This window comes from uncultured Cedecea sp., from assembly GCF_947498825.1.
Classification (GTDB): Bacteria; Pseudomonadota; Gammaproteobacteria; order Enterobacterales; family Enterobacteriaceae; genus JGM124.
On sequence record NZ_CANMLV010000020.1, the window covers coordinates 65,242 to 91,330 of the forward strand.

The 26,089-nt window shown below is 47.3% G+C and carries 22 protein-coding genes and 1 other RNA gene; 6 read left to right on the forward strand and 17 right to left on the reverse strand.

Features of this window, described 5'->3' with window-relative positions; all coding sequences use genetic code 11:
* Positions 1-81 precede the first annotated feature (81 nt).
* A complete protein-coding gene (locus tag Q1A40_RS17900) occupies positions 82-825 on the reverse strand; it encodes an SDR family oxidoreductase (protein ID WP_300002842.1) in 744 nt (247 codons plus the stop codon).
* Positions 826-966: 141 nt separating this feature from the next.
* Here Q1A40_RS17900 and Q1A40_RS17905 point away from each other — a divergent pair, with 141 nt between their 5' ends.
* Positions 967-1,305, forward strand: a complete 339-nt coding sequence (locus Q1A40_RS17905; protein ID WP_300002903.1) for a cupin domain-containing protein — start codon at positions 967-969, stop codon at positions 1,303-1,305.
* A 203-nt stretch (positions 1,306-1,508) separates the two neighbouring features.
* A complete protein-coding gene (locus Q1A40_RS17910; protein WP_300002844.1) occupies positions 1,509-4,559 on the forward strand; it encodes an amino acid adenylation domain-containing protein in 3,051 nt (1,016 codons plus the stop codon).
* A 91-nt stretch (positions 4,560-4,650) separates the two neighbouring features.
* Here the strand turns inward: Q1A40_RS17910 and Q1A40_RS17915 are convergent, their stop codons facing one another.
* The 8 genes from Q1A40_RS17915 to Q1A40_RS17950 form a co-directional block, all read right to left on the reverse strand.
* Complete coding sequence (locus Q1A40_RS17915; RefSeq protein WP_300002847.1) at positions 4,651-5,352, reverse strand: 4'-phosphopantetheinyl transferase; 702 nt, start codon at positions 5,350-5,352, stop codon at positions 4,651-4,653.
* Between the two features lie 86 nt (positions 5,353-5,438).
* Positions 5,439-8,312: an aminomethyl-transferring glycine dehydrogenase gene (gene gcvP, locus Q1A40_RS17920; RefSeq protein ID WP_300002850.1), complete on the reverse strand. Its 2,874-nt coding sequence runs from the start codon at positions 8,310-8,312 to the stop codon at positions 5,439-5,441.
* An 83-nt stretch (positions 8,313-8,395) separates the two neighbouring features.
* Entirely contained in the window at positions 8,396-8,785 is a 390-nt protein-coding gene (gene gcvH, locus Q1A40_RS17925) for a glycine cleavage system protein GcvH (RefSeq protein WP_300002853.1), read from the reverse strand.
* Positions 8,786-8,808: 23 nt separating this feature from the next.
* A complete protein-coding gene (gene gcvT, locus Q1A40_RS17930; protein WP_300002855.1) occupies positions 8,809-9,906 on the reverse strand; it encodes a glycine cleavage system aminomethyltransferase GcvT in 1,098 nt (365 codons plus the stop codon).
* A gap of 404 nt (positions 9,907-10,310) precedes the next feature.
* The gene (ubiI, locus tag Q1A40_RS17935) at positions 10,311-11,510 is read right to left on the reverse strand and encodes an FAD-dependent 2-octaprenylphenol hydroxylase (protein WP_300002858.1); all 1,200 of its coding nucleotides are present in this window, start codon (positions 11,508-11,510) and stop codon (positions 10,311-10,313) included.
* 12 nt (positions 11,511-11,522) lie between these two features.
* Positions 11,523-12,701: a 2-octaprenyl-6-methoxyphenyl hydroxylase gene (gene ubiH, locus Q1A40_RS17940; RefSeq protein ID WP_300002860.1), complete on the reverse strand. Its 1,179-nt coding sequence runs from the start codon at positions 12,699-12,701 to the stop codon at positions 11,523-11,525.
* 10 nt (positions 12,702-12,711) lie between these two features.
* Positions 12,712-14,028, reverse strand: a complete 1,317-nt coding sequence (gene pepP / locus Q1A40_RS17945) for a Xaa-Pro aminopeptidase (RefSeq protein WP_300002862.1) — start codon at positions 14,026-14,028, stop codon at positions 12,712-12,714.
* Positions 14,029-14,051: 23 nt separating this feature from the next.
* Positions 14,052-14,630 (reverse strand): YecA family protein, encoded by a 579-nt coding sequence (locus tag Q1A40_RS17950; RefSeq protein ID WP_300002864.1) that lies wholly within the window; start codon positions 14,628-14,630, stop codon positions 14,052-14,054.
* 167 nt (positions 14,631-14,797) lie between these two features.
* Between Q1A40_RS17950 and zapA the strand changes: the two genes are divergently transcribed.
* From zapA to Q1A40_RS17965, 3 genes are all read left to right on the forward strand, one after another.
* Positions 14,798-15,115 carry a cell division protein ZapA gene (gene zapA, locus Q1A40_RS17955; RefSeq protein ID WP_259048716.1) on the forward strand — a complete coding sequence of 106 codons (318 nt, stop codon included), beginning with the start codon at positions 14,798-14,800 and terminating at the stop codon, positions 15,113-15,115.
* Positions 15,116-15,153: 38 nt separating this feature from the next.
* Positions 15,154-15,337: non-coding RNA, 6S RNA (gene ssrS, locus Q1A40_RS17960), on the forward strand.
* Positions 15,338-15,360: 23 nt separating this feature from the next.
* On the forward strand, positions 15,361-15,957 hold the full coding sequence (locus Q1A40_RS17965) for a 5-formyltetrahydrofolate cyclo-ligase (protein WP_300002869.1): 597 nt from the start codon (positions 15,361-15,363) through the stop codon (positions 15,955-15,957).
* A gap of 39 nt (positions 15,958-15,996) precedes the next feature.
* On the opposite strand, the gene serA is transcribed toward Q1A40_RS17965, so the two are convergent.
* Positions 15,997-17,235 (reverse strand): phosphoglycerate dehydrogenase, encoded by a 1,239-nt coding sequence (serA, locus tag Q1A40_RS17970; protein ID WP_300002871.1) that lies wholly within the window; start codon positions 17,233-17,235, stop codon positions 15,997-15,999.
* 413 nt (positions 17,236-17,648) lie between these two features.
* Positions 17,649-18,308, reverse strand: a complete 660-nt coding sequence (gene rpiA / locus Q1A40_RS17975) for a ribose-5-phosphate isomerase RpiA (protein WP_300002873.1) — start codon at positions 18,306-18,308, stop codon at positions 17,649-17,651.
* Between the two features lie 229 nt (positions 18,309-18,537).
* Between rpiA and argP the strand changes: the two genes are divergently transcribed.
* On the forward strand, positions 18,538-19,437 hold the full coding sequence (argP, locus tag Q1A40_RS17980) for a DNA-binding transcriptional regulator ArgP (RefSeq protein ID WP_300002875.1): 900 nt from the start codon (positions 18,538-18,540) through the stop codon (positions 19,435-19,437).
* Positions 19,438-19,485: 48 nt separating this feature from the next.
* Here argP and Q1A40_RS17985 read toward each other — a convergent pair whose 3' ends face one another.
* The 6 genes from Q1A40_RS17985 to epd form a co-directional block, all read right to left on the reverse strand.
* Positions 19,486-20,220 carry an oxidative stress defense protein gene (locus Q1A40_RS17985; RefSeq protein ID WP_300002878.1) on the reverse strand — a complete coding sequence of 245 codons (735 nt, stop codon included), beginning with the start codon at positions 20,218-20,220 and terminating at the stop codon, positions 19,486-19,488.
* A gap of 107 nt (positions 20,221-20,327) precedes the next feature.
* Positions 20,328-20,963, reverse strand: coding sequence for an arginine exporter ArgO (gene argO / locus Q1A40_RS17990; RefSeq protein ID WP_300002881.1), 636 nt, complete (start codon positions 20,961-20,963; stop codon positions 20,328-20,330).
* Between the two features lie 187 nt (positions 20,964-21,150).
* Complete coding sequence (gene mscS / locus Q1A40_RS17995; RefSeq protein WP_300002884.1) at positions 21,151-22,011, reverse strand: small-conductance mechanosensitive channel MscS; 861 nt, start codon at positions 22,009-22,011, stop codon at positions 21,151-21,153.
* A 145-nt stretch (positions 22,012-22,156) separates the two neighbouring features.
* A complete protein-coding gene (gene fbaA / locus Q1A40_RS18000) occupies positions 22,157-23,236 on the reverse strand; it encodes a class II fructose-bisphosphate aldolase (RefSeq protein WP_300002887.1) in 1,080 nt (359 codons plus the stop codon).
* 97 nt (positions 23,237-23,333) lie between these two features.
* Positions 23,334-24,497 (reverse strand): phosphoglycerate kinase, encoded by a 1,164-nt coding sequence (pgk, locus tag Q1A40_RS18005; RefSeq protein WP_300002890.1) that lies wholly within the window; start codon positions 24,495-24,497, stop codon positions 23,334-23,336.
* A gap of 21 nt (positions 24,498-24,518) precedes the next feature.
* The gene (gene epd, locus Q1A40_RS18010) at positions 24,519-25,565 is read right to left on the reverse strand and encodes an erythrose-4-phosphate dehydrogenase (RefSeq protein ID WP_300002893.1); all 1,047 of its coding nucleotides are present in this window, start codon (positions 25,563-25,565) and stop codon (positions 24,519-24,521) included.
* Positions 25,566-26,089 lie beyond the last annotated feature (524 nt).

Sequence of the window (26,089 nt, forward strand, 5' to 3'; positions counted from 1 at the left end):
TGGCTGTAACTCTTAAAGTTTACACAACTTATTGCGGAAAAGTTTTCACATTTAGTTTAACTTTTCCTGAATGGCAGGCGACTATTTCCCTCCCGCCGCGTCAATAAAGCTTCCTGTAATATAGGAAGCTTTATTACTTAACAGCCAGGCAATAGCTTCAGCCACTTCTTCCGGTTCTCCGCCTCGCTGCATAGGGAGTTTGTTCTTGACTCTGTCTACTCGCCCAGCTTCACCGCCAGAGGCATGCATATCGGTATAAATAAACCCCGGGCGTACACCGTTGACACGAATACCCTGCGCTGCGACCTCCACCGACAGGCCGGTTGTCAGAGTATCAATAGCGCCCTTTGATGCAGCATAATCGACATATTCGCCCGGAGAGCCTAAACGTGCAGCAGCCGAAGAAACATTCACAATCGCTCCGCCCGCTCCTCCATAACGATAAGCCATGCGTTTTACTGCTTCACGACAACAGAGAAAATAGCCCGTAACGTTGGTGGCAAAAACTTGATTGATGCGTTCAGCAGTAAGATTTTCAATCGTAGACTGTTGAAACAGAATACCTGCGTTATTCACCAGCGCGGTGACAGGGCCAAAGTGCTGGTCGATTTCAGCAAACATCGCCATCACCTGCTGCTCATCGGCGATATCAGCCTGAATAATTAATGCCGTGCCACCAGCCTGAGTAATCAAGGAAGCCGTCTGCTGTGCCGCTGGTTTGTCATGCCGGTAATTAATCACCACTTTATAACCTTGCTGCGCGAGCAATATTGAGGTTGCCTTGCCTATTCCCCGACTGCCTCCAGTAATTAAAGCTACACTCACGACTTCTCCTTATCAACATCAAAAAAGCGACTGAGCTTCTCACACGGGAAGCGATATATTGATCATAATATCAGCCTTGTAAAAGATTATGCCGCCGCGTTATAACAAAAAAAACAATAACGGGAAAAACAGGAGTAAATGATGATTTCAAAAGACAATGCCGAGCATTACAACTGGGGGGATCACTGTGATGGCTGGTATCTGGTTAAGCGACAGGATATGAGTATTATCCATGAGAGAATGCCATCCGGGGCCAAAGAAAAAAAACATTATCACCATCAGTCCCGGCAATTTTTCTTTGTACTTTCCGGGGTTCTGACTATGGAACTTAATGGCGAAATTCATACCCTACCTGCGCAAACAGGTATCGAAATCCCTCCTGGAACGATTCATCAGGCAAGTAATAGTTCAGATAGCGCGCTTGAATTTATGGTGATATCACATCCGACTACTCGGGGAGACCGTATCGATCTGTCCTGAAATAAACGATACCGCTATCGAATCCAAACAGATTGTAATGCGGCGTTATTAATATGCCTCAGAGTTAGCGGTTATCGTCAGCAAGCTACCACTTTCACTAATTAAATAATTGTTACAAGATGATAACGAAATATTAATCACTTTAAAACATTCTATACTCGATTGAGACCGCAACATTCCCGTGCTCTCTGGAGATAGATATCGTGAATACTGGATTAAGTCCCTTTCGTAAATTATCAATTCATCAACCAGACAGATTTCTTCAGCATTTTTTTTTACACACCCATAATCTGCCTGATAAAACAGCTATCGTTACACCTGAAAGAACGCTGACTTATCATGCTCTCGCTGAGCAAGCAGCAATTATCGCACAAGCCTTACAGGATTCAGGTGTCACGCAAGAAACGCCTGTTGCTATTCTTTTACCTCCCGGGATTGAACAAATTGTCAGTCAAACGGGCATTCTGCTGGCTCATGGAAGTTGTGTCCCTTTAGATCCTGATATGCCTGAAGAACGTCTTAACGACATGCTGGATGATTTACATATTCAGTTAACCATCGTTATTTCAGTAGAAAAATATAGAAACTTACATACTACATTAATTAACTTTCATGATTTATTGATAAATAAGCAGCATATTAATAATATTTTTGATGATATACCCACGAATCACCGGACGCATATCTTATTTACGTCAGGAACAACGGGAAAACCAAAGGCAGTTGAAATTGAAGCGAAAGGTATTTTACGTTTGGTTGTGAATACCCACTACATAGAGTTTACTCCTGATGACCACGTCGCCTGTATTGCTAATCCAACGTTTGATGCATCGTTATTTGAAGTATGGGGGGCATTACTTAATGGCTCAACTATAGTTATTATTCCTAAAAAAGATGTTCTTAATATCCAGCATTTCCAGGAAGAGCTGATTAGACAAAAAATATCAATTATGTTTATCACCGCTTCGTTGTTTAATCTGGTCGCGACAGTTGCGCCTCAAACATTCCGCTTTTTTCGATATCTTTTAGTGGGCGGTGAAGCACTGAACGCTCACACCCTGAAGCGCGTCCTGGATACTGCTCCTCCAGAGCATCTGCTTAACGGATACGGCCCTACCGAAAGTACTACATTTGCCATGACTCACGATATTAAGGCAGAAGATGTAACTGGTGGTAGTGTTCCAATAGGTAAACCCATTGATCGTACGACTGCCTTCATTCTTGATGATTCTCTGAAACCTGTAGCACAAGGAGAGGTTGGTCATTTATATATTGGTGGCGATGGGCTGGCTCGTGGTTACTGGAACCGCGAGGCGCTAAACAAGGAACGATTCATTAGTGTCCTGTTACCTGGCTCTTCAACCCCTTTGAGGCTTTATAAAACAGGGGATCTGTGTTTGCAACGAGCCGATGGTATATTTATGTACTATGGTCGTATTGATAATCAGGTCAAAATACGCGGACATCGCATTGAACTAGAGGAGATTGAATGTCAGATCCTAAAAAGTGGTCAAGTGAAAACGGCCTCTGTTATTCTGGTGAAAAAAGAAAACATTGAACCCTTTCTGGCAGCATTTATTGTCCCGCAGGAAAAAAGGGGGTTTAATGCAAGTAATTTAGAAAAAAAATTAAAACAATATCTCCCTATATATATGCTACCACGCTTATTTATCGTTGACTTGATACCTCTTACGCCAACAGGAAAAACCGATAAGCAACTACTGTTAACAAAACTGGAAGAAGGCAATATCAGCGCTGAAAGACCTGATGCCTTCAATGATACAGAATATTTATTGTTACTTATCTGGCGAAAAATTTTGAATAAAAATGATATTCATTTGAATGATAATTTTTTCCAGCTTGGAGGCAGTTCATTACAGGCGGCAAGTCTGGTCATTGAATTAAGGCGGCAATTCAACCGGGATTTTTCGATACAAACACTCTATGATGCACCTACATTGCTGGAACTTGCTAATATCATCCCACAAAAAAATGCCACTCGCGTACAGAATGACGTTACCGAGTGGCTACAAGATTCTCAATTACCAGACGATATACAAGCATTACCAGGAGATATTCAGAACTGGAGTAAATTAGCAGATGCAACAGTTCTGCTAACCGGTTCTACGGGTTTCCTGGGCGCATTTTTTCTGTCTGATCTGTTGGCTATGCCAAATATTAAGCAAGTTATTTGTATTATACGCGCCGCTGATGAGGAAACAGCCTGTCAACGTATTGAACATAACCTTTCACAATATGGTTTATGGGATCCAGATTTCCGCCAACGAATAACCATTATCGCTGGCGATTTATCTCTTCCGCAATTCGGTGTAGGCGATGAACAATATAATAAACTCACAACAGAATGTGATGTGATATTTCATTTAGGCGCACATGTTAATTACATCCAACCTTATCAGGCCCATCGAAAGGGTAATGTTGAAGGGACACTCAATATTTTACGTCTGGCTACACAGGGTAAACCTAAGTCACTGCATTATGTGTCAACCATTGCTGTTTATGGTCCGGCGGGACTATTAAATAAAGTGGAAAGGATTTATGAGAATGATGATTTACAACCCTATTTTGAAGGTATGAAATATGATTCCGGATATTCACAAAGTAAATGGGTTGTCGAACGGTTTATCTGGGAAGCGAAAAAAAGAGGGGTTCCGTTATCAGTATATCGCCCTGGATTTATTATGGGAAACAGCGAAAACGGCGTAGGGAATCCAAAAGACTTTGTCTTCCGGTTAATTAGAGGATGCATAGCTATTGGCGCTTATCCTAATCTTCCCCGGCAGCGCAAAGAGTTTATTCCGGTTGATTATGTCAGTGCGGTACTACTCACCATCGCAAAAAACAACGATAATCTTGGGCAAGCGTATCACTTGGTTCCACCCGATCATGCTCAATCCATCGATCTGAACCAATTTTTCGAATTGATATGCGAGAACGGATACCCGCTGAAAAAACTACCGTACTCCGAGTGGATCACTCAACTCGACGCAGATCCCAGGCTGCATGATAATCCCCTGATGCCGCTACTCCCTATGCTGTCTGAAGCTATTTATCAAAAACAGACGCGCTGGGAAGTCTATGAAAATATGCCAGCATATGATGCGACTAATACCCAGGTCGCTCTTGCAGCAGCTAACAGTCAGCTTAAATTCACACCGATGGATAAAAACCAGTTACTGCTACACTTGGATTTCTTGCAAAAAAATGGCTTTTTACCCGGTAATAAAAGTTAGCTATCCCCTCCGGGGAGCAGGATCTTCAATCGGGACCCAATGGCTGTCTGAATAGACCATTGGGCTTACCCGGCCAGGGCAACGCTGAGATTTAGTAATAGATTAGCGTTGTGATGGCATGCTCGTTAACGACAAAGCGCCCGCTGAAACGATCTCCGGCTTGAACATTAGCCGCTAAATTTTTCAGCAAAGTAAGTGAGAACGTTTTTTTTTGCCAGTTGATATCTGAAATTTGGACATCGAGGAAATCAATCCAGCACTTCACCCTGGGGTAAAGTGCCTTAAACAAACTTTCTTTGGCTGAAAAAATCAGGGTTAACATATAATTAAAGGTAACAGCAGTAGATTTATCGAGCAGTACTGTCTTCTCTTGTGGTGAGACAATTATATGGTGAATATCGCTGGCAAGAGTTGGTGAGATCCAGGATTCAATGTCTATCCCTACTCCCCCTGTTCCCTGTTCATAATGTACTGCACATAACGCTGTATCCGAATTATGGCTGATAGAGCCCATAATCCCGGACGGCCACTGCGGGATGCCGTCTTCATTACGGGGGACAAAACAATTCTCAAGACCTAATGATGCCAGGGCTTGTCTGGCTAACCAACGTCCTGCTAAAAATTCAGCTTTGCGTTTGTTTGCGGCCTGATAAAGATGATCGGGTAAATCCGTCGTCATGACGCCGAAGTCATGATCTCGGTAATTTTTTAACGTGAAATGGCAACTGACAATTTTTCCTGGATAACCAGGGATATTTAACCATTCCATCCTGTCAATAAATGCAGGTTCCATAAATACCTGAAGACAGTTTCAGCAGAAAGATGACTACCAGGAGAGATTTCAAGAGTACCGCAGTGCCCTTGAAATCTCTCCGCAGATTACTGGTAGTCACTCATCGGTACACAAGAACAGAACAGATTACGGTCACCATAAACATCGTCCAGTCTCTTAACTGTTGGCCAGTATTTATTGTTGTAACCACCAGGGAAAACAGCCAGTTCGCGGCTGTAAGGATGCGTCCAGTCAGCCACTATTTCATCCTGAGTATGGGGCGCGTTAATCAGCGGATTATCCGTAAGCGGCCATTCACCGCCGATCACTCGATTGATCTCATCGCGGATAGCAAGCATGGCGTCAATAAATCTGTCTAACTCGGCTTTACTTTCTGACTCGGTGGGTTCAACCATTAAAGTACCCGCCACCGGAAACGACATCGTCGGAGCGTGAAAACCAAAATCTATCAGTCGCTTGGCAATATCCAGCTCGCTGATACCGCTGGCTTCTTTAAGTGGACGAATATCGAGAATACACTCATGTGCAACTCGCCCATCTGCTCCGGTGTACAGCACCGGGAACGCCGATTTAAGACGAGTGGCAATATAATTAGCATTCAGTATTGCCACCTGACTGGCCTTTTTCAGTCCTTCAGCCCCCATCATACGAATATACATCCAGCTAATCGGCAGAATCGACGCACTGCCAAACGGGGCAGCAGAAACCGCCCCCTGCTGGGTGAGCATGCCTTCAATTTGCACCACGCTATGACCCGGAACAAAAGGTGCCAGATGCGCTTTCACCCCAATGGGCCCCATACCCGGACCACCGCCGCCATGAGGAATACAGAAGGTTTTATGCAGATTAAGGTGGGAAACATCTGCCCCAATATAACCCGGAGAGGTAATACCGACCTGGGCATTCATATTGGCACCGTCCAGATAAACCTGCCCACCGAACTGGTGAACTATCTGGCACACTTCACGGATTGTCTCTTCGTAGACACCATGAGTTGAAGGATAAGTGACCATGATACAAGACAGAGCATCCCCCGCCTGTTCGGCTTTCAGACGCAAATCATGTAGGTCGATATTGCCACACGCATCACAGGCAACAACGATCACCTCCATGCCTGCCATCTGAGCTGATGCCGGATTAGTGCCATGGGCAGAACTGGGGATCAGGCAAATATGACGACCCGCCTCGTTGCGGCTTTCGTGGTAACGACGAATAGCCAGCAGGCCAGCATATTCCCCTTGCGCGCCTGAGTTAGGCTGCATACACAGAGCGTCATATCCCGTCAGTTTAACCAGCCAGTCAGAAAGCTGGGAGATCATCTGATGGTAGCCTTCAGCCTGATTTGCCGGACAAAAAGGATGCAGTTCAGCAAATTCAGGCCAGGTAATGGGTATCATTTCAGCCGCAGCATTCAGCTTCATGGTACAAGATCCCAGCGGGATCATTGCCTGATTCAGCGCCAAGTCTTTACGTTCAAGACTGTGCATATAGCGCATCATTTCCGTTTCACTGTGATAGCGATTAAATACCGGATGGGTCAGTATGGCGTCACGACGCAGTATGGTTGCCGGAATTGAAGGTTCTGCAGTACTCACCTGTCGATCCAGCACATCGATATCCAACTGATGTCCTTCACCTAGCAGGACATCAAACAGGATCTGAATATCTTCCCTGGTTGTGGTTTCATCAAGCGTAATCCCTACCGCATGGAGAATATCACTGCGCAAGTTGATTTTGTGTGCCTCGGCGCGAGCCAGCACCGCAGCCTTATCCACGACTTCAAGACAGAGGGTATCAAACCAGCCTGAATGACGAAGTGATTGCCCTTTATGCTGTAAACCCGCAGCCAGAATATCCGTTAAGCGGTGGATACGGGCGGCAATGCGTTTTAGCCCCACAGGACCATGGTAAACCGCGTATAAACTGGCGATATTGGCCAGTAATACCTGGGAAGTACAAATATTGGAATTGGCTTTCTCGCGGCGGATATGCTGCTCGCGGGTTTGCATTGCCATCCGCAGTGCGGTGCGGCCAGAGCTATCGCGCGAAACACCAATAATACGCCCGGGCATCGAACGTTTAAACGGGTCACGTGCAGCAAAGAAGGCCGCATAAGGGCCACCGTACCCCATCGGAACACCAAAACGCTGGGCGGAACCAAAAACAATATCCGCACCTTGTTTTCCCGGTGAGTCAAGCATCACAAGCGTCATAAAGTCTGCCGCCATTGCCACGATGATATTGCGCAGTGCCAGTTGCTCAATCAGGCCCTGATAATCATGAAGTGCGCCCGTAGTGCCTACTTGCTGTAACAGAATGCCGAAAATATTCTGATGATCCAGCACCTTTTCGGCATCATCAACAATGATATCAAAGCCAAAAGTTTCAGCACGAGTACGCACAACATCGAGGGTTTGCGGATGGACATCAGCAGCAACAAAAAAACGATTCGCCCCTTTCAGTTTGCTGATGCGTTTTGCCATCGCCATCGCTTCTGCGGCGGCGGTCGCTTCGTCCAGCAACGAGGCAGAAGCGATATCCATTCCGGTTAAATCGAGAGTCAGCTGCTGGAAATTCAGCAAGGCTTCCAGTCGTCCCTGAGAGACTTCAGGCTGATAAGGAGTATAAGCCGTATACCAGCCCGGATTTTCCAGCATATTGCGCAAAATAACCGGCGGCGTGTGAACCGAGGTATAACCCATACCAATATAGGTTTTAAAACGTTTATTGCGTCCGGCAATGACTTTAAGTTCAGCCAGTGCCGAAAATTCCGTTGTCGGCTCACCTACTGGTGGCGGGCTGGCAAGCTGAATATCTTCAGGCACAAGAGATGAGATTAAGGAATCAAGTGAGGATGCACCAACGGTCTCCAGCATTTCCTGCTGTTGCTGTTGGTCAGGGCCAATATGGCGGTCAATAAAGGCTTCTTTATTTTCAAGCTGATGTAAGGATTCGGTCATGAGCAGCACTTCCTGAATCGGGTCGTTCTTTGCCTGGCAATACATCCGGAGGGGAAAATCTTGCGTTATCACCAGGCTCATGGTTACTCGTCTTCCAGCAACGCCTCGTAGGCCGCTGCATCCAGTAATGCTTCCAGTTCAGTTGCATCGCTGGCTTTAATTCTAAAAATCCAGCCACTTCCATAGGGCTCGCTGTTAACCTGCTCCGGAGAATCGCCCAGCTCAGCATTAACCTCAACGATTTCACCGCTAATCGGGGCATAGATATCAGAGGCAGCTTTTACTGACTCAGCCACTGAACAGTCGTCACCTTGGCTCACCTGAGTTCCAACCTCTGGCAAGTCAATAAAGACCATATCACCAAGGAGTTCCTGGGCATGTTCGGTAATGCCCACAGTGAAGGTGCCATCAGCTTCTTCACGTAACCATTCATGCTCTTTGGTATATTTTAATTCGTTCGGCACATTGCTCATTGTTTTCTCTCACCTTATTGCAATTAAAACGATAGTGGTTTACCCGCACGGACAAACACCGGCCTGGTGACTCTGACGGTCATCTCACGCTTGCGTATCTCAACAATTGCGCTATCGCCGATATCTTTCGGGACACGCGCCAGAGCAATACTGTAGCCAAGCGTGGGCGAAAAAGTTCCGCTGGTTATTTTACCTTCGTGAATGTTGCCCGCAGCATCGATGAAGCGTACCGGCAGACCTGCACGTAAAACACCTTTGTCTTCCAGTACCAGACCAACGAGTTTTTCACTGCCCGCTGCCCGTTTGGCTTCTAGCGCTTCACGACCAATAAAATCACGATTTTCAGGCTCCCAGGCAACGGTCCAGCTCATATTTGCGGCAAGAGGTGAGGTCTCCTCATCCATTTCCTGGCCGTATAAATTCAGCCCTGCTTCAAGGCGCAGGGTATCACGCGCCCCTAGCCCGCAGGGCTTAACTCCCGCAGCAAGCAGTTGCTGCCAGAGATCGACAGCCTGTTCACTGGGAAGCGCAATCTCATATCCCTCTTCACCGGTATAACCGGTAGTGGCAATAAAAAGATCCCCTGCCTGAACACCAAAAAACGGCTTCATACCGGCAACCGCATGGCGTTGCCCATCGTTCAGTAATGTGTCGACTTTTGCTTTGGCATTAGGGCCTTGTATAGCGATTAAAGCGAGGTCATCCCGTACATTAACCGACACCGCAAAAGGTTCCGCTTGCTGAGTTATCCAATCGAGGTCTTTCTGGCGCGTTGCAGAGTTCACCACCAGACGGTAATCGTCCGTGCTCAGGAAATAGATAATCAGATCGTCAATAACGCCACCAGAAGCATTAAGCATGGCGGTATAGAGTGCTTTACCTGGTAACGTCAGCTTCGCCACATCATTGGCAACCAGGTAACGTAAGAATTCCTGACTACGGCTGCCGTGGAGATCAACGATAGTCATATGGGAGACATCAAACATACCGGCGTCCGACCGTACCGCATGATGTTCATCGATCTGTGAGCCATAGTGTAATGGCATCATCCAGCCGTGAAAGTCGACCATACGAGCGCCGCACTGTTGGTGCTGTTCAAATAAGGGGGTTTGTTGAGTCATGTTTTCCTCTTTTAACCCATTCGTATAACTTGTAGCCCTGCCATTAATCAGACAGAACCAGCAATAAGGTGACATGTTGAAGTTATCACCGAATCGCTCACTAAACTATAAACCAAAATCCCTGCTGGATTAGCTTATCGACATATCGGAAAAAACGATGTTTGCCACATGCGAAGATAAAAATGCGATGGATCCCGCATAAACAATGTGACTTTGCTTAATTAATGCGATGAAGATAACAGTTATAAGGTTTTTAAAAGGATATTAGGCTTCTTTTAGACCGAAAAGGATTAAAAAAAGTAATGCGAGATTGAGTCTGATATTAGAATTTTTCAAACAGGAAGCATCGTTCCCTTCCGCTATTACGGAAGGGAAATTTGCCAGAATGGATGACAGTGAGGGGATCAGCGTAACCAGGCAGGTAAGTCGTCCAGACCCATAGCCTGTCTGACTAACTTAGGTTTCACGCCCGGCAGGGTATTCGCCAGTTTAAGGCCAACATCACGCAGCAATTTTTTGGCTGGATTATTACCAGCAAACAGTTCACGGAAGCCCTGCATACCGGCAAGCATCAGCGCTGCACTATGTTTACGACTACGTTCGTAGCGGCGTAAATAGAGGTGCTGACCAAAATCTTTTCCTTCCAGATGTAAGCGGCGGATTTCAGAAACCAGCTCTGCAGCATCCATAAAGCCAAGATTCACCCCCTGGCCCGCCAGCGGATGAATGGTATGGGCCGCATCGCCCACCAGCGCCAGGCGGTGTCCGGCAAAACTACGCGCATAACGACCGGTCAGCGGGAATACCTGCCGTTCGCTGTCAAGCTGACATAACCCCAGTTGTAAATCAAAAGTCGAGGAAAGCGCGCGATTAAACGCTTCGTTGCTTGCCGTTTTCATTAATTCGGCCTCTGTGGGTGACAAGGACCAGACTATCGAGCAAAGATGAGGGTCAGACAGCGGCAAGAAGGCCAGAATACCGTTTCCATGAAATACCTGGCGAGCAACGGCATGGTGAGGCTCAGTCGTGCGTATCGTGGCAACCAGGGCGTGGTGATTGTAGTCCCAGAACGTTAGCGGAATATCGGCCTTATTACGCACCCATGAGTTTGCGCCATCTGCACCAACAACCAGCCGAGTCGTTAACATAGCCCCATCTTTCAGAGTCAGAAACGCCTCGTTTTCACCCCAGGCGATTTGCTGAATTTCAGCCGGTGCCAAAAGAGTGATGTCAGAACATTGTTCAGCCCGTTGCCAGAGTGCGGAATGCACCACAGCATTTTCAACAATATGGCCAAGGTGACTAAAACCAAAGCTTTTATCATCGAAATCAATTCGCCCAAAGCTGTCTTTATCCCAGACTTCCATACCGTGATAGCAGCTGGCTCGCGCGGCAATATTCGGCCAAGCACCAAGGTGGGTCAGGAACCTTTCACTGGCCGCATTGATGGCCGACACACGCAGCGCAGGGGCTGCATCAGGAGCGAGGGGCTCAGGAATATGGTTTTCCAGTACCGCAACACGCAAGCCACTTCCCTGAAGGCCGCAGGCCACAGCCAGCCCCACCATTCCGCCACCCACAATGGCCACATCAACGCTTTGCAAATTGACTCTCCTTTAACGCGCAACCCAACCTAGCGTGCGCTGAGCCAGCACATCACGTGCCGGAGTAAAATATTCCATGGCCATCAGACCAAGATTACGCCCCACGACTAAAGGCGCCCAGTGGTTAGCAAACAGATGAACCAGACTGTCAGTCATACCAATGGTCATGGTTTTATCTGTCACGCGTTGCTGCTGGTAAGCGGCCAGCACAGGAAAACTGCCAGGATCCTGTTGCGTCTGCCAGGCATGAGAGAGGTTCTCCGCCAGCGACATAACATCACGCAAGGCAAGATTAAAACCTTGTCCGGCAATGGGATGTAATGTTTGTGATGCATTCCCCACCAGAACCAGGCGATGAGAAACCGACTGAGTGGCAGTCGTTAATGCCAGCGGATAGTGATGACGAGCCCCCACCTGAGTAATACGTCCAAGACGCCAGCCAAATGCTTGCTGTAGTTGCTGACAGAACTCACTGTCGCTCCAGGCGGCAACCTGTTCCCCCTCTTCTTGCGCATGGCACCAGACCAGCGAGCAACGCCCTTCCGACATGGGTAGCATGGCTAACGGCCCGTGCTGAGTAAAGCGCTCAAAGGCACGGCCATGATGAGGTTGTGAGGTAGTGACATTGGCAATAACCGCAATTTGCTGATAGTCGTGCGATTGCCAGCCCATGCCACACTGGGCGGCAAGCGTCGATCGTGAACCATCAGCCGCAACCAGTAAACTGCCTTTTAGCTGGGTTCCGTCGCTGAGCGTGACGTGAACACTGTCTTGTTCCCGCTGAAAAGTCGTGACACGCTGTGGACAATGCAGGGTAACACCTGGCGCCTTTTTCAGCAGAGTAAACAGGCGCTGACCGATATCATGCAGCTCAACCACTTGTCCGAGCGCAGCAATATGATAATCCTCAGCATTCAGGGTCACAAAACTGGCATGTCCGCGATCGCTGACATGTACGGTACGAATAGCCGTCGCGCAGTCAGCAATTGCAGGCCAGACCCCAATATTCGTCAATTGCTGACAGGTTCCCTGTGCCAGAGCAATAGCTCTGGCATCAAAACCAGGATGGGAAGCACTGTCAGGGCTTACCGCCTCGATTAAATGAACCGGTAATTTGCCCTGTGTTAACTGAGAAATGGCCAATGCAAGCGTTGCGCCTGCCATTCCTCCACCCACAATAATAATGCTCATAAGATACTCGTTACTGCCGAGCCGCAGCCATCAACGCTTCAATGTCATCAGCAGATTTCACGACACTCGCAGTTAAATTTTCATTACCATCTTCGGTTATCAGAATATCGTCTTCAATGCGGATCCCAATACCACGGTATTCTGGCGGCACATCAGCATCAGGAGCAATATAAAGCCCAGGTTCAACCGTGATGACCATACCAGGCTCCAGAATACGTGAGCGGTCTGCGCCGTAGTCACCCACATCATGAACATCCAGACCAAGCCAGTGACTGAGACTGTGCATGAAGAATTCCCGATAGGCATTTTCACTAATGAGTGTATCCACATCGCCTTTCAGCAGGCCCAGTTTCACCAGACCCGTTACCATGATACGCACCACCTGTACCGTGACTTCCTGCATCGTTGTACCAGGACGATACAGCGCAATCGCCGTATCAAGAGATTCCAGTACAATATCGTAAATTGCGCGCTGAGGAGCGCTAAACTTCCCATTAACCGGGAAAGTACGCGTGATATCACCCGCATACCCTTGATATTCACAGCCAGCATCAATCAGGACTAAGTCTCCATCCTGCATTTTGCTTTCATTCTCAGTGTAATGCAGAATACAACCGTTATCCCCACTACCAACAATGGTATTATAAGACGGGAAACGGGCACCGTGACGAGTAAATTCGTGGTGAATTTCACCTTCCAGCTGGTATTCAAACATTCCCGGGCGGCAAGTTTCCATCGCCCGAGTATGCGCCAGGGCACTGATTTCACCGGCACGGCGTAATATTTCGCACTCTGCCTCAGATTTGAAAAGGCGCATATTGTGCAGGATCGGGCGCCAGTCGATCAGCGTATCGGGTGCGCTCAGATTCTGACGACTGCCACGACGCAGCTTATCCAGTGCAGCAAAAACAATGCGATCGGCGTAGTCATATTCGCCCTGAGCGTGATAGACCACATTCAATCCATTGAGCAACTGATACAGCTGCTCATCAATTTCATTAAATGCCAGCGCCCGATCGATTCCCAGTTTTTGCGGGGCATTGTCTTGTCCCAGACGACGGCCAAACCAGATCTCTTTGGTCTTATCGCGAACGCGATTAAACAGTACGCTGTGACTATGTGTCACATCGCTTTTAATCAGTACCAGCACAGCTTCTGGCTCATTAAACCCGGTTAAATACCAAAAATCGCTATTCTGACGATAGGAATATTCAGTATCAGCACTGCGGGTTGCCTCAGGTGCCGAAAAGATAATTGCGGCACTTGCCGATTCCATTTTCGCCAGTAATGCCTGACGGCGACGGTGAAATTCAGACTGCTGTTTCATCACTCCTCCCGAGATTGTTCTGATTAATGAAGTGTCGGTTTACTGGCTTCCGGTGCCAGTGGTTGAGTACGGGTAAAAGTGTCGTGGCAAAGTAAAGCGGCGACACGGACATACTCAATAATCTCTTCCAGGGACATTTCCAGTTCTTCCTGGTCGTCGTCTTCCTCATAACCGAGTTGAGCGATATTGCGTAAATCGTCAATCGCCTCCCCCGTTTCACCAGTCACTTTATCCAGTTTAGGCTGTGTAACGCCCAGTCCTAACAGAAAATGGTTTACCCAGCCAGACAGCGCATCAGCGCGGTCAAAAACCGTTACCTCATCGCTATCGGGAATGTAAAGTTGAAACATGAAACCATCATCTTCCAGGGCATCGGCAGTAGCCGCATGCATCTGGCGTAAAATATCCGCCAGGTTTTTACTGAACGCCAGCCCTTCGTTAGTCAGGTCATGAAGCAGTGTTTGCCAGCTATTCTCATTATTTCCACCACATAGCATGCCGCTGATTAAACCGTGCATTTCCGCAGGCGTAAGGCCCACACCCTGTTCATTTAATAGCTGGCCTACCGCATCGTAGCCAGGCATTGCATTTTGTATAGACATGCGCATTCATCGTCGTTAGCAGGAGGAGTGTGTTATGCTACCACTTGGACCCCTGAAGATACCAGAAAAGGGCTTGTATCTTAATATCAGGGTAGCTATAGTGGCGCGCCTTAGGTTATTGAAATTCTATAACGCTAAGGCAGGCGAGTTAACAGCAGGAAGGTCGCATGTCTGCACAACCAGTCGATATTCAAATTTTCGGTCGTTCATTACGTGTCAATTGTCCACCGGAACAGCAGGATGCGCTGAATCAGGCTGCAGAAGAACTGAGCCAGCGTTTACAAGATTTAAAAGTAAGAACCCGAGTCACAAATACAGAGCAGTTGGTGTTCATTGCTGCCCTGAATATTTGTTATGAACTGGCGCAAGAAAAAGCCAAAACTCGTGATTATGCCGCGAATATGGAAGAACGTATTCGTATGCTGCAACAGACGATTGAGCGTGCATTACTCGAGCAAGGACGACAAGGTCCGGCGTTTGAATAACGCGTAAAAGTCGATTATACTGTTCAGCAACAGACAGAATTTCTCTGAGATGTTTGCAAGCGGGCCAGTCCCCTGAGCCGATATTTCATACCAACAGAATGTGGCGCTCCATGGTCGGTGTGCATGCTCGGTTCGTCCGAGAAGCCTGAAGACCGTGACGACATGTTCACCTTGAACCAAGGGTTCAAGGGTTACAGCCTGCAGCGGCATCTCGGAGAATCCCCCCTTTAACAGGCCTTTCGCCTATGAGTCTCTCCCCTTCACGTTCTGAACTTCGCCAAGCTATTCGTCAAACTGTACGACAGCATCGACGAGCACTCTCAGCTGATGAACAACGTAATTTCGCTTGCAAAGCAGCACAACGCATGCTGGAAATGCCGCAAGTTGCTCAGGCAAAAAACATCGCACTCTTTCTCTCTTTCGATGGTGAACTCGATACCGCGCCTTTAATTCACGCGCTGTGGCAGGCTAAAAAAGCGGTCTACTTGCCGGTATTGCATCCGTTCAGTAGCGGAAATTTATTATTTCTGCGCTACAGTGAAACGACACCATTAATCAGAAACCGGCTGAAAATACTGGAACCACAGCTTGATGTCAGGCAAGTACTGCCGCTGGCACAGCTGGATATACTCGTGACGCCGCTGGTCGCTTTCGATTCAGAAGGTCAAAGACTGGGAATGGGAGGCGGATTCTACGACAGAACGCTACAACACTGGCAGCAACATCATTTCTATCCCGTTGGGCTGGCACATGACTGTCAGTGGGTGCCGGAACTGCCGACTGAAGTCTGGGATATCCCGTTACCGGCCGTTGTGACGCCATCGCGTCTCTGGCAGTGGTAAAAGCGCCTTCGGTTTGCACCGAAGGCGTTGTATCACGAATCAGTAGAGCAGACGTGCACGAATAGTTCCGGGGATGGCCTTCATCAGCTTCAGTGCGCTTTCAGCACGTTCTTCTGACGCATCAACATCGATAACCACATAGCCCATTTGCGGAGTGGTTTGCAGGTACTGAGCGGCAATATTGATCCCCTGATCGGTAAAGATCTGGTTCAGCGCCGTCATAACTCCCGGGCGGTTCTCATGGATATGGAGCAGACGGCTTGAAGTCCCACCGTGTAATGGTAAGGACACTTCCGGGAAGTTAACCGCTGAGAGCGTAGAACCGTTATCAGAGTACTTAGCCAGTTTACCTGCGACTTCCAGACCGATATTTTCCTGTGCTTCCTGAGTCGATCCACCAATATGTGGTGTCAGGATCACATTATCAAACTCACACAGTGGAGAGGAGAATGGATCGCTGTTAGTTGCCGGTTCAGTTGGGAATACGTCAATCGCCGCGCCAGCCAGATGCTTACTGGATAATGCATCACACAGTGCGGGAATATCAACCACGGTACCGCGTGAAGCATTGATCAACAATGAACCTGGCTTCATCAAGGCGATTTCCGCAGCGCCCATCATATTTTTGGTCGATGCATTTTCAGGGACATGCAGACTGATAACATCACTCATATTCAGTAAGTCAGAGAGATGCTGGACCTGGGTTGCATTACCCAGCGGCAGTTTGCTTTCAATATCGTAGAAGAAAACATGCATGCCCAGAGATTCAGCCAGAATACCCAGCTGGGTACCGATATGACCATAACCGATGATGCCCAGTTTTTTACCGCGCGCTTCATAAGAACCGACCGCCAGTTTATTCCACTGACCACGGTGAGCCTTAGCATTCGCTTCAGGAACACCACGCAACAACAGCAATAGCTCACCAATCACCAGTTCAGCAACAGAACGGGTATTAGAGAATGGCGCATTAAATACCGGAACACCGCGACTCGCCGCAGCAACTAAATCAACCTGGTTAGTACCGATACAGAAGCACCCGACGGCAACCAGTCGTTCAGCAGCAGCAAAAACTTCTGCGGTTAAATGAGTACGGGAACGCAAACCAATAAAATGTGCATCACGAATCGCTTCTTTCAGCTCCTCTGTGTCCAGAGCCCCTTTGTGATATTCAATATTGGTATAACCTGCTGCACGAAGGCTATCAACAGCCTTCTGATGGACACCTTCAACCAGCAGAAACTTAATTTTATCTTTCTCTAGTGATACTTTTGCCATTTCCCGACCCTATCATTCTCAGATTTGTTGTGTACTACCAGATATTTTCCTCCTGTCAAAATATCAAAATCTACGCGCGGGGCAATATAAACGATTGCGCAGCCTCTCTGACAAATGACAAGAAAAACCGACAGGCAGCACAATATACTGAGTAACGGAAAGAAGCAGAGATGAATAACAGAACTGCAATACAAATGTGATACATGTCACCAAAATATCCCTAAAAAAAATTTTTCTTTTTTTTATCCCTGTACTAAAGACATAAAAAAAACGCACAAGCACGAAAACAAACAATTAAAGTAAATAAAATCAAATGGTTAATTAATCAATTGATATTTGAGAAAGAAAAACAGGAGGAAAGTTATCGCAGGATATTCATCGATAAAGGGAGCGAAGAACGCTCCCGGGCAGAACTATATTTTGAGAACTTTAACGCCATCCTCACTGCCGATCAGGGCGATATCCGCCCCGCGGCGGGCAAATAATCCGACCGTCACCACGCCAGGTATCGCATTAATCTCGTCTTCCAGTTTAATCGGTTCCATGATGCTTAAACCGTAAACATCGAGGATCACATTGCCGTTATCGGTCACAACCCCCTGACGGTATTCAGGGCGTCCTCCCAATTTTACTAGCTTACGCGCAACGGCACTGCGTGCCATAGGAATGACCTCAACCGGCAGTGGAAATTCACCGAGAACGCCAACCAATTTAGTGGCATCGGCAATACAGACAAACTTCTCAGCGACAGAGGCAATAATTTTTTCGCGCGTTAATGCCGCTCCGCCGCCTTTTATCATCTGCAGTTGCTCATTAATCTCATCAGCACCATCAACATAGACGCCCAAAGAGTCAATCTGATTAAGGTCAAAAACAGGGATACCTAAACTCAACAATTTGGCAGTAGAAGCTTCAGAGCTAGAAACCGCTCCTTCAATTTTGTCTTTAATCGTGCCAAGTGCATCAATAAAGTGTGCCGCGGTACTTCCTGTACCAACGCCAACAATGGTTCCTGGTTGCACATACTGCAACGCCGCCCAGCCAACCGCTTTTTTCAGTTCATCCTGCGTCATAATGTTCTGCCTGTGCTATGAAAGACTGCTGCACATTATAAAGCATGATGATAAGAAATGTGCTCTGGTTTACCTCAATAAGGTGAGGTAGCCCCTGTATCATCAGAATAGCGGGAAACAAGTGGTAACTTGAGGCTAAATGAGTCGAGTTGTTTGAAGTATGACGTGTATATGTCATAGTGCAGCCATAGCACGTAGCCATAGTACAGATAAGAGTGATAAAAGAACCATGAAACGCCCTGACTACAGAACACTACAGGCACTGGATGCCGTTATTCGTGAACGCGGATTTGAACGCGCAGCGCAAAAACTGTGCATTACTCAGTCGGCGGTATCCCAGCGGATTAAACAACTGGAGAATATGTTCGGTCAGCCGCTTTTGGTCCGTACCGTTCCACCACGCCCTACTGAACAAGGGCAGAAGCTACTGGCATTACTGCGTCAAGTAGAACTGCTGGAAGAAGAATGGTTAGGTGATGAGCAAATAGGCTCTACACCACTATTGCTATCACTTGCGGTCAATGCCGACAGTCTGGCAACCTGGCTGTTACCCGCCCTGGCTCCAGTGCTGGTTGACTCCCCTATCCGCCTGAACCTCCAGGTGGAAGACGAAACCCGTACTCAGGAACGTTTACGTCGTGGTGAAGTGGTTGGAGCCGTCTCCATTCAACCGCAACCGCTGCCAAGTTGTCTGGTAGACCGTCTGGGTGCGCTGGATTATCTGTTTGTTGGCTCAAAAGCCTTCGCAGAACGCTATTTTCCAAATGGCGTCACGCGCCAGGCGCTATTAAAAGCCCCTGCTGTCGCCTTCGACCACCTTGATGACATGCACCAGGCATTCTTACAACAGAACTTTGATTTATCACCAGGCAGCGTGCCTTGCCATATTGTGAACTCGTCGGAAGCCTTTGTGCAGCTTGCCCGGCAGGGAACCACCTGTTGTATGATCCCACATCTGCAAATTGAGCGGGAATTGAACAGCGGAGAGTTAATTGATTTGACGCCTGGTCTGTTGCAGCGTCGCATGCTCTACTGGCATCGTTTCGCACCGGAAAGCCGCATGATGCGCAACGTCACAGACGCGCTACTGGACTACGCACATAAAGTATTAAGACAGGATACTGAGTAACAGCCTCCCCCTGATTTCAGGGGGAAACTGATGATAGCAATTTACTGCTTACTGCGCAGCGGGAGCCTGTTGGCGTTCGAGCTCAAACACCACATCGACCTGATCGTTAAACTGAATAGATTCTCTGTCGTAAGTATCCGCAGCAGAAACTGAAGAGGCCTCATCGGCGGCTTTCATCATTCGCATCACCGGCGCTGGCTGATAGTTAGAAACGTGATAGCGCACACTGTAGACCGGTCCCAGCTTAGTGTGGAAGCCTTCTGCAAGCTGTTCAGCCTGACGAATAGCATCATTGATTGCAGCAGTACGGGCTTTGTTTTTAAATTCCTCTGGCTCAGCAACACCTAAAGAGACAGAACGAATTTCGTTCAGTCCGGCTTTCAGTGCACCGTCAAGCAATGGACTCATTTTATCAAGCTGGCGTAAGGTGACTTCAACCTGACGTACAGCACGATAGCCTTTCAGTTGTGTTTTGCCATCTTTAAGATACTCATATTCTGGTTGAGTGCTCAGATTGGCAGCGTTGATGTCTTTCTTCTCTACACCACTCTTTTGCAAGAAGGCCATATATTCAGCAACACGTTCATCAACCTGTTTCTTAGCTGCTGCTGCATCCTTGGCAGAAACCCTGACTTCAATAGCCAGTGTTGCCATATCTGGTACCGCACTCACGCTGGCGGTTCCAGAGGTGACAAGATGCGGCCCATCAGGCAATTCACTCGCCTGAACTGAAACAGTTGCTAATCCGATTAACGCAGATAATGCTAAAATTTTAAACTTCACTGTATATCCTCCGCATGCCGTGTCAAAAGTATCACTCTTGAATGTACTCCAGTTATCTTCTGTCAGCATAAACGCTTGGGCCAGCTTGTCTATCAGACAAAAACTTATTATGCGATTAACTGCTTGAAAAGCTTCACGCCGTCCCATGCTAATTGTAGTGCAATAAACCACATAACAATTCCGACAACACCATTGATTGTGCGCTGTGCTGTCGCAGTACGCAAACGCGGAGCCAGCCAGGCCGCCATGAACGCAAGGCCGTAGAACCAAATAATCGATGCACTTGCCGTGCCAAGGGCAAACCAGCGTTTCGGCTCGTCAGCCATTTGTCCGCCAAGGCTCCCTAATACCACTACGGTATCAATATAAACGTGTGGATTAAGCCAGGTGACCGCCAGTACCATCGCCAGAACCCTCCAGCGACCTCGTTTCAAAGCCTCGACAGCGGTCAGCTCAATATTACGACTAAAAGCCGTACGTAATGCCCCCAGACCATACCAGAGTAAAAATAATACCCCTCCCCAGGTTACCAGAGCTAATAACCATGATGATTGCATCAGTAAAGCACTGCCGCCAAAAATGCCCCCCCAGATCAAAATCAAGTCGCTGATAGCACACAGTGAGGCAATCATGATGTGATACTGACGGCGAATTCCCTGATTCAACACCAGTGCATTTTGTGGACCTAATGGCAGAATCAATGCAGCACCAAGCGCAACACCTTGAAAATAATAAAATAACACGACACACCTCTTTAATAGGGCTTTATTGAAGTGGAGTGTAATGGCTTATCATCATTAGATGAAATTGATAATTTTAATCATTCATTAAAAAAAATGATAACAAGGAAGGGATTAATTGAGAGGTATCGTAGAAATAACAAGAATCAGAAAAGAGACCGCATGCAGCCCCCTTCCTGACTCTGTTTAATTAAAGAATATCCGTTTTTTTTGTCGGGTTCACATGAATGCCCATCTGTGGATACGGCAGGCCGATTCCATTTGCATCCAGCTCCTTTTTAACGCGTTCCAGAACGTCCCAGTACACCATCAGTAAATCACCACTGTTGCTCCAGGCACGCATAATAAAGTTGACTGAAGAGGATCCCAGCTCGTTAACCCGTACCAGAATCTCACGGTCTTGCAGAATACGTTCTTCAGACTTAAGAATATCCGTGAGGATCTGCTTCACTTGATCAATATCAGCATCATAAGAGACGCTAATAATAAATTCATTGCGTCGGATCGGCTCCCGGGAAAAGTTGATGATATTACCGCTAATAATTTTCCCGTTCGGAACAACAACGATTTTGCCATCTGTAGTACGCAATGTAGTGGAAAAAATTTGTACATTGAGTACTGTTCCAGCAACGCCACCCAAGTCGACATATTCGCCAGAACGGAATGGTCGGAAGCTCACCAACAGCACACCTGCTGCAAGGTTAGAGAGTGAACCCTGTAACGCCAGCCCCACGGCCAGACCCGCGGCACCTAATACAGCAATAACCGACGCGGTCTGAACGCCAATACGTCCCAGAGCCGCAATCAAGGTGAAAGCAATAATACCGTAACGCACTAACGCTGAAAGAAAATCAGCAACGGTAGCATCAATATGCCTGGCTTGCATCATACGATTAAACGCCCCGGCAACGGCACGGGAAACCATAATACCAATTATCAGAATGACTATCGCCGCGACGATATTAACCGCATAACTGAGAAGTAACTCCTGGTTGGCAACCAACCAACCACCTGCATTACCAATCTGATCTGCTACATTAAGTTCTTCCATTAAATATCCTTTGTCTGGTCGATTATCGATAACTATTTACATACAGGTTAGCGGCAAAACACCATCTGTACATCAGAAAATTACCGGTATTCCCAAAAACATAAAGCCCGCATTCGCGGGCTTTATGGCAATCAGCAAATGTAACTTACAGAACGTCTACTGCATTCAGTTCTGCAAAAGCTTGCTCAAGACGCGTGATCATGGAAGCTTGTGAAGCACGCAGCCAGACACGTGGGTCATAGTATTTTTTGTTCGGCTGGTCAGCACCTTTAGGGTTACCCAGCTGACCTTGCAGGTAAGCTTCATTGGTTTTGTAGTACTGCAGGATACCATCCCATGTTGCCCACTGGGTGTCAGTATCAATGTTCATTTTGATAACACCGTAGCTTACGGAATCTTTGATTTCCTGAGCAGAAGAACCAGAACCGCCGTGGAAGACGAAGTTCAGGCTGTTGTGCGGCAGATTGTGTTTCTTAGAAACATAATCCTGAGAATCACGCAGAATGGTTGGAGTCAGTACTACGTTACCTGGCTTATAAACACCGTGTACGTTACCGAAAGAAGCAGCGATAGTGAAACGCGGGCTGATTTTGATCAGTTCAGAATAAGCGTAGTCTACGTCTTCTGGCTGAGTATAAAGCGCTGATGCGTCCATATGGCTGTTATCAACGCCATCTTCTTCACCACCGGTACAACCCAGTTCGATTTCCAGAGTCATACCCATTTTAGCCATACGGGTCAGGTATTTGGCGCTGATTTCGATGTTTTCTTCCAGTGACTCTTCAGACAGGTCAATCATGTGAGAAGAGAACAGAGGTTTACCGGTAGCGGCAAAGTGTTTTTCACCTGCATCCAGCAGACCATCGATCCATGGCAGTAATTTCTTGGCACAGTGGTCGGTATGCAGAATGACTGGAACACCGTAATGCTCAGCCATCTGATGCACATGATGTGCGCCAGAAATTGCACCCAGAATAGCAGCACCCTGAGGGATGTCAGTTTTAATGCCTTTACCTGCGATAAAAGCAGCACCGCCGTTAGAGAACTGAATAATCACTGGCGCTTTTACTTTGGCAGCAGTTTCTAATACAGCATTGATGGAGTCAGTTCCGACGCAGTTTACTGCAGGCAGAGCAAAGTTATTCTCTTTTGCAATCTGGAAAACTTTCTGTACGTCATCACCTGTCAGTACACCTGGTTTTACGAAATCAAAAATCTTAGACATATCGATGCTTCCTGTAAGTCTGTGAAAAATTTAACTTATCCATCAAATTATTTCGAGGGACATAAAACCAACGGGCAGATATCTCTGCCCGTTACTCTTACTGCTTAGCGCGCTCTTCAAGCATCGCTACAGCTGGCAATACTTTGCCTTCCACGAATTCGAGGAATGCGCCACCACCAGTAGAAATGTAGGAAATTTTGTCAGTAATGCCAAACAGGTCGATTGCTGCCAGAGTATCACCGCCACCTGCGATAGAGAAACCTTCGCTATCAGCGATAGCATGAGCAACAATCTCGGTTCCTTTACGGAAGTTAGGGAACTCAAATACGCCTACCGGGCCATTCCACAGAATGGTCTTCGCATTTTTCAGGATCTCAGCCAGTTTATGTGCAGAAACATCACCCATATCCAGGATCTGCTCTTCATCTTTAATATCACTGGTTGATTTCAGCGTTGCGGTAGCAGTTTCAGAAAATTCGGTAGCCACACGTACATCGGTAGGAACTGGGATATCACAGATAGTCAGCAGGCGCTTAGCTTCATCAACCAGGTCGGCTTCATACAGTGATTTACCGACATTGTGGCCTTGAGCCGCAACGAAGGTGTTTGCGATACCACCGCCAACAATCAGCTGGTCAGCAATTTTAGACAGGGAGTCCAGCACAGTCAGTTTAGTGGAAACTTTAGAACCACCTACGATAGCAACCATGGGACGAGCCGGGTTTTTCAATGCTTTGCCCAGAGCGTCAAGCTCTGCTGCCAGTAATGGGCCAGCACAAGCAACATCAGCAAATTTACCTACACCATGGGTAGAAGCCTGCGCGCGGTGAGCTGTACCGAAGGCATCCATGACAAATACGTCGCACAGCGCAGCGTATTGTTTAGACAGTGTCTCGTCGTCTTTTTTCTCGCCTTTGTTAAAGCGAACGTTTTCCAGAACAACCAGCTCACCTTCTGCCACTTCAACACCATCAAGGTAATCTTTTACCAGACGGACTGGGGAGGAAAGTTTTTCTTTCAGATAATTTACAACTGGCAGCAGAGAGAACTCTTCGTTGTACTCACCTTCAGTTGGGCGTCCCAAATGAGAGGTGACCATGACTTTAGCACCTTGCTTAAGGGCTTGTTCAATCGTCGGAAGAGAGGCACGAATACGTGCATCGCTGGTTACTTTTCCGTCTTTAACAGGCACGTTCAGATCCGCACGAATGAAAACGCGTTTTCCTGCAAGATCCAGATCGGACATCTTAATTACAGACATGGTGAATCCTCTCATTGATTCTTAAAATTTTATAGACGCCATTTGCGTCTTACCTGAAATCCATTGAGCCATCGCCAACGTCGTATCCAGCATTCGGTTGGCAAAACCCCATTCGTTATCACACCAGACAAGCGTTTTGATCAGATGCTGACCACTAACCCGAGTTTGAGTACCATCGACGATTGCGCTATGCGGATCGTGATTAAAATCAATTGAGACCAGTGGCAATTCCGTATAATCAACTATACCACGAAATGATTCTCTTGCCGCTTTTTGAAGTAAGTCATTGACTTCGCACTGTTTTACAGCATGACTGACCGTAACACTTAAATCAATTGCCGTCACATTAATGGTCGGTACTCGTACCGCTATCGCCTCAAAACAGTCCGCAAACTTTGGCAAAATACGCGCAATTCCCGCAGCAAGACGGGTATCAACCGGAATAATCGACTGGCTGGCAGCGCGTGTACGGCGCAGATCGGGATGATAAGCATCAATAACCTGCTGGTCATGCATCGCTGAGTGAATCGTCGTTACGGTTCCTGATTCGATACCAAATGCATCATCAAGCAGCTTTATTATGGGAATAATACAGTTGGTGGTACAGGACGCATTGGAAACAATATGATGGTGATCTTCTAATAATAGATGATTTACACCAAACACCACGGTGGCATCGATATCAGCCCCACCAGGATGTGAAAAGAGCACTTTTTTAGCGCCAGCGGTAAGATGGGCTTCCCCATCAGCCCGGGAGCCGTAGACACCGGTACAGTCGAGCACAATATCGACGTCCAGTTCATACCAGGGGAGTGATTCAATTTTTGGTTCGTGCAACAGGCGAATACTGTCGTTACCGATAAAAAGCTGTTCACGTTCCTGCCGAACGTCCCAGGCGAAGCGACCATGACTGGTATCATACTTAAGCAAATGCGCCATACCTGCCGAATCAGCTAATTCATTAATTGCCACGACGCTGATTTCTGCGCGACGGCCAGACTCATACAATGCACGAACGACATTACGTCCTATGCGGCCGAATCCATTGATGGCGATGCGTACAGTCATATCTCTCCTGCCAGTTTCTCGGGATTAAGTGGCTGACAGAGTAATCCAGCAACCGCCTGAGTGGAATCCTCACTCCCATGAAACAGCAATTATTCGCTTAATTATCTAACGAAACCAAAACTGAAACGGTTCAGCTATATTAAAGGATTCTACGAATAAAAGGAACGTCACCCACCTGTTATCGCACCAGGTTCTGACGAACATCACATTTTTGATGGAATAAATGCAACGAAAAAGCTCTGTGGTGGAATAAAAATAGCTGATGGACACAAAGATGCTGCAGCATTTTATATCCAAATCAGAATCACAGCATGTCGCTACACTGGCCCGTCTGACAGTCTCCATTTTAAACTGACTATCGAAGACATGCCGTTTGATTCCTGAACTCCTTTTTAAAGTTGCTTAACTTGGTATCCGGTTTTTCGTCACCTCTCCAGATAGACGCACATCGAGTAGGAGGCAGGATCACTCCTGCCGTCCTCTCACACCACCGTACGTACGGTTCCGTATACGGCGGTTCATGT

What these genes read in the sequence shown, in the direction of transcription:
- pgk (WP_300002890.1), bottom strand. Translation starts at nt 24,497, where the DNA reads ATGTCTGTAATTAAGATGTCCGATCTGGATCTTGCAGGAAAACGCGTT.
- zapA (WP_259048716.1), top strand. Translation starts at nt 14,798, where the DNA reads ATGTCTGCACAACCAGTCGATATTCAAATTTTCGGTCGTTCATTACGT.
- argP (WP_300002875.1), top strand. Translation starts at nt 18,538, where the DNA reads ATGAAACGCCCTGACTACAGAACACTACAGGCACTGGATGCCGTTATT.
- mscS (WP_300002884.1), bottom strand. Translation starts at nt 22,011, where the DNA reads ATGGAAGAACTTAATGTAGCAGATCAGATTGGTAATGCAGGTGGTTGG.
- Q1A40_RS17950 (WP_300002864.1), bottom strand. Translation starts at nt 14,630, where the DNA reads ATGTCTATACAAAATGCAATGCCTGGCTACGATGCGGTAGGCCAGCTA.
- serA (WP_300002871.1), bottom strand. Translation starts at nt 17,235, where the DNA reads ATGGCAAAAGTATCACTAGAGAAAGATAAAATTAAGTTTCTGCTGGTT.
- ubiH (WP_300002860.1), bottom strand. Translation starts at nt 12,701, where the DNA reads ATGAGCATTATTATTGTGGGTGGAGGAATGGCAGGCGCAACGCTTGCA.
- Q1A40_RS17965 (WP_300002869.1), top strand. Translation starts at nt 15,361, where the DNA reads ATGAGTCTCTCCCCTTCACGTTCTGAACTTCGCCAAGCTATTCGTCAA.
- epd (WP_300002893.1), bottom strand. Translation starts at nt 25,565, where the DNA reads ATGACTGTACGCATCGCCATCAATGGATTCGGCCGCATAGGACGTAAT.
- gcvT (WP_300002855.1), bottom strand. Translation starts at nt 9,906, where the DNA reads ATGACTCAACAAACCCCCTTATTTGAACAGCACCAACAGTGCGGCGCT.
- gcvP (WP_300002850.1), bottom strand. Translation starts at nt 8,312, where the DNA reads ATGACCGAATCCTTACATCAGCTTGAAAATAAAGAAGCCTTTATTGAC.
- rpiA (WP_300002873.1), bottom strand. Translation starts at nt 18,308, where the DNA reads ATGACGCAGGATGAACTGAAAAAAGCGGTTGGCTGGGCGGCGTTGCAG.
- Q1A40_RS17915 (WP_300002847.1), bottom strand. Translation starts at nt 5,352, where the DNA reads ATGGAACCTGCATTTATTGACAGGATGGAATGGTTAAATATCCCTGGT.
- fbaA (WP_300002887.1), bottom strand. Translation starts at nt 23,236, where the DNA reads ATGTCTAAGATTTTTGATTTCGTAAAACCAGGTGTACTGACAGGTGAT.
- pepP (WP_300002862.1), bottom strand. Translation starts at nt 14,028, where the DNA reads ATGAAACAGCAGTCTGAATTTCACCGTCGCCGTCAGGCATTACTGGCG.
- Q1A40_RS17905 (WP_300002903.1), top strand. Translation starts at nt 967, where the DNA reads ATGATTTCAAAAGACAATGCCGAGCATTACAACTGGGGGGATCACTGT.
- gcvH (WP_300002853.1), bottom strand. Translation starts at nt 8,785, where the DNA reads ATGAGCAATGTGCCGAACGAATTAAAATATACCAAAGAGCATGAATGG.